Origin of the sequence: Roseburia sp. 1XD42-69 (genome assembly GCF_003612565.1) — a bacterium.
In the GTDB taxonomy this organism is placed as follows: Bacteria; Bacillota; Clostridia; order Lachnospirales; family Lachnospiraceae; genus Roseburia_B.
The window spans coordinates 1-5,634 of sequence record NZ_RAZG01000125.1 but is presented as its reverse complement, the minus strand read 5'-3'; the positions used below and the strand labels follow the sequence as shown (position 1 = coordinate 5,634).

General features: G+C 46.9%; 7 protein-coding genes and 3 pseudogenes. 7 read left to right on the top strand and 3 right to left on the bottom strand.

Annotation, left to right across the window (positions count from 1 at the left end):
* From D7Y06_RS28470 to D7Y06_RS27480, 7 genes and pseudogenes are all read left to right on the top strand, one after another.
* Positions 1-105, top strand: a pseudogene (locus D7Y06_RS28470) (ParA family protein); the annotation flags it as partial.
* Positions 59-1,069 (top strand): ParB/RepB/Spo0J family partition protein, encoded by a 1,011-nt coding sequence (locus D7Y06_RS27485; protein ID WP_120409979.1) that lies wholly within the window; start codon positions 59-61, stop codon positions 1,067-1,069. The pseudogene D7Y06_RS28470 and the gene D7Y06_RS27485, both read left to right, overlap by 47 nt.
* Before the next feature lie 78 nt (positions 1,070-1,147).
* Positions 1,148-1,477, top strand: a complete 330-nt coding sequence (locus D7Y06_RS23720) for a DUF6664 family protein (RefSeq protein ID WP_120409978.1) — start codon at positions 1,148-1,150, stop codon at positions 1,475-1,477.
* A gap of 129 nt (positions 1,478-1,606) precedes the next feature.
* The gene (locus tag D7Y06_RS23715; protein ID WP_120409977.1) at positions 1,607-2,458 is read left to right on the top strand and encodes a S1 family peptidase; all 852 of its coding nucleotides are present in this window, start codon (positions 1,607-1,609) and stop codon (positions 2,456-2,458) included.
* Between the two features lie 160 nt (positions 2,459-2,618).
* Positions 2,619-2,819 (top strand): DUF3848 domain-containing protein, encoded by a 201-nt coding sequence (locus D7Y06_RS23710; protein ID WP_243119491.1) that lies wholly within the window; start codon positions 2,619-2,621, stop codon positions 2,817-2,819.
* A pseudogene (locus D7Y06_RS23705) lies at positions 2,773-4,171 on the top strand (VirB4-like conjugal transfer ATPase, CD1110 family); the annotation flags it as partial. The gene D7Y06_RS23710 and the pseudogene D7Y06_RS23705, both read left to right, overlap by 47 nt.
* Before the next feature lie 13 nt (positions 4,172-4,184).
* A pseudogene (locus tag D7Y06_RS27480) lies at positions 4,185-4,331 on the top strand (DUF6075 family protein); the annotation flags it as partial.
* Positions 4,332-4,467: 136 nt separating this feature from the next.
* Here D7Y06_RS27480 and D7Y06_RS23700 read toward each other — a convergent pair.
* The 3 genes from D7Y06_RS23700 to D7Y06_RS23685 form a co-directional block, all read right to left on the bottom strand.
* A complete protein-coding gene (locus D7Y06_RS23700; RefSeq protein ID WP_016304735.1) occupies positions 4,468-4,680 on the bottom strand; it encodes a hypothetical protein in 213 nt (70 codons plus the stop codon).
* Positions 4,681-4,750: 70 nt separating this feature from the next.
* Positions 4,751-5,164 carry a cysteine-rich VLP domain-containing protein gene (locus D7Y06_RS23695; protein ID WP_120409975.1) on the bottom strand — a complete coding sequence of 138 codons (414 nt, stop codon included), beginning with the start codon at positions 5,162-5,164 and terminating at the stop codon, positions 4,751-4,753.
* Between the two features lie 168 nt (positions 5,165-5,332).
* On the bottom strand, positions 5,333-5,634 hold a 302-nt coding region (locus tag D7Y06_RS23685), incomplete at its 5' end, for an IS3 family transposase (RefSeq protein ID WP_243119490.1).

The following is a 5,634-nucleotide window of genomic DNA, read 5'->3' as shown; positions in this document are numbered from 1 at the left end:
GACAAAGGCGGCAAGGTAGCCGCCGCTTACGAGCAGTTCGGAAAGGAGGTGGCAGAGCTTGGCGAGAAGCAGAGAAAGCAAAATCGAGCTGACCGCATACGATGACCTCTTTGAAACGGACGAGAGCCGTGCAGAAGCGAACCTAAGCAAAATAAGGGAAATCCCGATTGCAGAGATTGACGAGTTCCCAGACCATCCGTTCAAAGTTTTAATGGACGAGGACATGGAGCAGCTTGTGGACAGCGTAAGGCGGAGCGGTGTGATGACCCCTGCCACAGTTCGGCAGAAAGAGGACGGGCGGTATGAGCTTATCAGCGGTCACAGGAGGAAAAAGGCTTGCGAGCTTGCAGGGCTTGAAATGCTCAAATGCGAGGTTAAGGAGCTGACCCGTGACGAAGCGCTTATTGTCATGGTTGAGAGTAATCTCCAACGAACGACCATATTGCCGAGTGAAAAAGCCTTTGCGTATAAGATGCGGCTTGAAGCTAAGGAGTATGGGGAACGCATTATAGGCTATGGGAATGATGCCAAAATTGCCAGCCAGCATATGCCGCAGGGCGAGGATAAGTTCTGCCCGATGACCTTAAACGGCGTGACCTACAAAGAAAAAGCGGACGCAGGCGGGATGCTGCTTGCCATCTGCAAGGAAAACCCGCTGTCACAGCCGATACAAATCGGCAGTTACCGTGGCTTCCAGATGGAGGTTTTCTATGATACCGTCAATGCCCACTACTGCTTAAATCTATGCGGAATGAGGAAATACAAAGTGGATTTAGGAACGGATGCCCTCGGCAATTTAACGAGAATTGAGAATGAGATTGCCAAACTTCCCGCAAGACTGGAAGCCGCCAAGACCAGAAAGGAGGAAACCACCGCACAGCTTGAAACCGCAAAAGAGGAAGTGAAGAAGCCGTTTGCCTTTGAAAATGAGCTGAAAGAAAAGACGGAACGGCTGAACGCACTCAATATCGAATTGAATCTGAATGAAAAAGACAAGACTGTTATTGACGATGAGCCAGAGCAGAACGACAAACAGCCAGAGAAAAAAAGTGCGGACAGGGAGCGTTAAATCCAGTTTGCACATTTGTACTGCTGATTTTGGGGTATTATAATAAGGACGATTAGAAAAAATCGGAGGTGAGGAAGAATGTCTGATGCGTTCAGATTTGAAACTTTTGTAGATGTTCATGACAATGTTTTTAATGAATATCTCGGCTCTGTCATCGCAAAACTGTCCAGAGAAAACGAGGAATATCGTGCCGTAAGAGCCGAGATTGAGGGCTTGTATGGGAAATATCCGAAAGTCTTAGGCGTGTTTGACACGGAAACATCGGCGGAACTGACCGAGGAAGAATGTGCAGCGTTGATTGAAGTAATGGAGCTTAGAAACAAACTTACGGACATGGAGATGCAGTCGGTCTACTTCCGTGGCTGCTATGACAGCGTGGGGTATCTGAAAAAGGCAGGGATTTTGTAACGGACTGACCGAGGGAAAGGCGGTGTCGGCGTGAAAGCTGATGCCGTTTTTTACATATATAAGAGATGGAAAAATTTGTGATAGCATGATATAATATTAACCAACAAAATATATATGGGAGGCTGTAAAATGAAATTTGATGATATGCTGTATGGCATGACGACACTTATAGAAACACATATTGGTTCTTATGTATCACAAGGTTCGGGTTTTTTTTATAATGCTCTTGGAGAAAAAGACCCATCTAAGGATTCTCAATGGGTAAAAGTTGAAGGAACATGGTTAGTTACAAATAGGCATGTCGCTTTGCCTAGAATAAACGATACAGAAATAATTCCAGATACCTTTACTTTTAACTTACGACAAATTGTAAATGATGAGATTCAATGGCTACCCATAACATTATCCAAAGATGAATATTTGAGAAGATTGAAAGTGCATAGCAATAGTATTGTGGATGTGGTGGTTATTGACGTAGGTGATTTGATTGTTGAACAAATTAAAGCAGGCATTTCCTTGATGAGCCATGCGGGATTGACAAGTGATAATCTCCCTCAAAACAGTAGGCTACCAATTAATGTAGGGGATGATATTCTTGTTGCTGGCTACCCACGTGGATTTTATGATATAGAAAATAAGTTTCCTATTGTGAAATCGGGAGTTGTATCAAGTAGATGGGGATGTAATTTTAATGGACAACCCGTTTTTTTAATAGATTCAAAATTGTTCCCTGGCTCATCGGGAAGTGTTGTATTAACTAAACCACAATATGTTGCTGTAATTGATGGGAATCTTATGTACAATAAGGAGGGTTCATATGTTTTTTTAGGGATTTATTCAGGTGAGCCTATTCGCCAAAATGCCCCTATTGAGTTAGAAGATATGACTATAATAAAAAAAGATTCATATAATGTTGGAAATGTTTGGTATTCTACTTTAGTACCAGACATTATTGCAAATGGACTTACTATCACTTGTTAATAACAAGTTTTACATAGCCGAGAGGTTTTCACAACGAAAATCCCTCGGCTTATTTTATTTTCAAGGAGGTGTGTGATTGAATTACCAAGAGTACAGACAGTCCCTTAACCAAAGGCTGACCGACAAGGTACAGCGGGAGCTTTCCTCTTTTCGGGAAGAAATGCAGGCAAAAATGCCGCAGGAAATTTACGATGCCGCATATCAGATTGCCATGAAAGAAGAAATTGCCGATTGCTTTTCCAATGCGGATTATTCCCCGCAGGCGGCAAAAGCCCTCATGAAATCCCCGAATCTTTTGCAGGATGTTTATGAGGAATTTCAACCGTTTAGGCTCGAAATGTACGGAACTGGATGCGAATGACAAGCTGCGTATCTTCCACGACTTCTACCGCACGGGCGAGGAAACGGCGTTCTCCTTTGACATGGCACAGACCATGCGGAAAGGTCACGACTTCAAGGACTATATCTGCCCCGACTCCTTTGAGTTTGAGAAAGATTATTTTAAGATGGGGAATCGGTACGGGCGTGTGATATTCCTCAGAGAGTACGCCGCCTATATCAAGGACAGCATGGTGGCGGAGCTTTGCGAATTAAACCGTAACATGATGCTCTCCGTGGACGTCGTATTATGGGCAGAACGTCATTTCAAAGAACATGATAATCGCCAACCGCCGCCATCTGCTGAACGGAAATTCCTTTATCCTCGGTGTGTCTGGTGCGGGCAAGTCGTTCACGGCAAAGGAGGAAATGACGAACATCATTCTGACTGACCCCAACGCCGATGTTTTGGTTATAGACCCAGAGCGGGAGTATTCCCCTCTTGTAAAGGCGATGCAGGGCGAGGTTGTCCACATCTCGGCGACGAGCGACAACCACATTAACGCAATGGACATGAACTCTGATTACGGCGACGGTGCGAACCCCGTCATCTTGAAATCAGAGTTTATTTTATCCTTGTGCGAGCAGCTCATCGGCGGTGCGAGTTTAGGGGCAAAGCAGAAGTCCATCATTGACCGCTGCACGGCAAGCGTCTACCGCTACTACCAGCAGGGCAACTATATGGGTACGCCGCCGACCTTGCAGGACTTCCGTGAGGAGCTGTTAAAGCAGGACGAGCCAGAAGCACAGGAAATCGCCCTTGCGATTGAGCTGTTTACGGACGGCAGCTTGAACACCTTTGCCAAGCATACCAACGTGGACACCCACAGCCGCCTTATCTGCTACGACATCCTCGATTTGGGCAAGCAGTTACAGCCTATCGGTATGCTTGTCGTCCTCGACAGCATCTTAAACCGCATCACCCAGAACAGGGCGAAAGGCAGGAACACCTTTATTTTCATTGACGAGATTTATCTGCTCTTTCAGCATGAATACTCGGCAAATTTCCTCTTTACCCTCTGGAAGCGTGTGCGTAAGTACGGGGCGTACTGCACGGGCATCACGCAGAACGTGGACGACCTCTTGCAGAGCCATACGGCGAGGACGATGCTTGCCAACTCTGAATTTATCATCATGCTGAACCAAGCGTCCACGGACAGAATTGAGCTTGCGAAGCTCCTTAACATCTCCGATTTGCAGATGAGCTATATCACGAATGTCGGTGCAGGGCAGGGGCTTTTGAAAGTGGGCAGCTCCCTCGTGCCGTTCGTCAACAAATTCCCACGCAATACAGAGCTGTATAAGCTGATGACGACGAAATTTGGGGAGTGTTAAAAGGAGGGATTTTATGTCGGAGATAAGGTTTCGCAACGCAGCCCACCGTGATTTTTTTCTGGAAAGCATGATGAAATGCAGGGTCAACGACTGTTACCACAGGGCATTTTTCTATGTGATGGGGATTGCGGAGGAAACAAGGAAAAATATCAATTCCATGTTTGACTTGTCTTGCATAGATTGCGTCTATCCGATTATTCATATTGTCGCTCCTTTTCTTAAAAAAGAAACGGAGCTGCTGACAGTCTTATTATACCGCCAACAGCCCCGTAAATCAATGATGTGGCTGGAAAAACTTACGCCCCGGCTTCCTCTTTCTGCCGCTTGTCGGCGTACTTGCGGAACACCTCATAAAGCTGCTGTTCCAGTTCCCGGCGTTTGGCCGCTTCCTGCTCCGGTGTAAATACCGGGGAGAGATTTTCCAGCGTGATTTCCTTTCCTTGAAAAGTCACGATTTCTGTTTCCTTTTTGTATCTGATATTCGTTATAAAATCACCTTTCCTTTCCATAGTTCGGTTGCCGCTTCAACTCTGCCAGCACTTCCGGCGGGATACGGTCAAATCAAGGCTTTTCCCCGCCTTAACTGTCCACAGCAGACCTCCTTTTCCGTTCACTTTCTGTTTTCTGCCGCCTGTGTACTCTGGCGGCGCAGTTCGGGCAGTATTTGCCCCGGTTGGATTTTGGCACATAGGGCTTTCCGCAGACCGAGCAGCGTTTCAAAGCACAGTCACGGTAAATCTCCGCTTCCAGCGTCCTATCCAGCGGCAAGACCGCCCAGCGGAACCACTTGCAGCAGACGGAGAATGTAATCATCTGCGGACAGGTGCAGGTGTCGCCATCGTCCAGCGCAAAGCAGTTTCCACCACCACAGTTGCAGCACTCCCGGCGGATCAGGCTGCTGGCCCGCTTCCTCTGCGCCGGGGTCATGCGGTAGGGGAAGCTGTCCGGCCCGTGTTCCAGCGGTGGCAAATGTTGATAGGGTCTTTCTTTCATGCACTCCCTCCGTTGTTCTTCTTGCTGCCGTTTTCCCCGAAAAGGCTTCCTGCCCCATTCCTGCGGCGTGTTCCGGCGTTGGTACGCTCACCCTCTCTGGTCACGGTGGACCTATGTCAATACTTTGGACACAAAAAGTTGAAAGTTCATGCTGATTTTTTTAATTCCTCATCCTCCTTTTGCTGGGGTGTCATATAGCCGATGGCATCCTTCTTTCAGCACATGGATATAGGTGATATCCGTACACCATTTCTGATTGATGGTTTCTGCTTCAAAATCACGTCCCAAGATATTTACCTTATCATCAGGGACAGCCCCATGGTTTGCATTGTGGTTATACTTTTTTACCACTACAGACCTCAGCCCTTGTTCTGCCATATGCCTCTGGACACGCTTTACGCTGCAGGGTGTCCCATTGTCATTGAGGGTACGGCATATTTTGACGGCGCCATACCTCCGTTTTGAATCAT

Bases quoted from the DNA above. Each gene is read 5' to 3' on its own strand.
- D7Y06_RS23695 (WP_120409975.1), bottom strand. From the start codon at position 5,164: ATGAAAGAAAGACCCTATCAACATTTGCCACCGCTGGAACACGGGCCG.
- D7Y06_RS23700 (WP_016304735.1), bottom strand. From the start codon at position 4,680: ATGGAAAGGAAAGGTGATTTTATAACGAATATCAGATACAAAAAGGAA.
- D7Y06_RS23710 (WP_243119491.1), top strand. From the start codon at position 2,619: ATGCAGGCAAAAATGCCGCAGGAAATTTACGATGCCGCATATCAGATT.
- D7Y06_RS23715 (WP_120409977.1), top strand. From the start codon at position 1,607: ATGAAATTTGATGATATGCTGTATGGCATGACGACACTTATAGAAACA.
- D7Y06_RS23720 (WP_120409978.1), top strand. From the start codon at position 1,148: ATGTCTGATGCGTTCAGATTTGAAACTTTTGTAGATGTTCATGACAAT.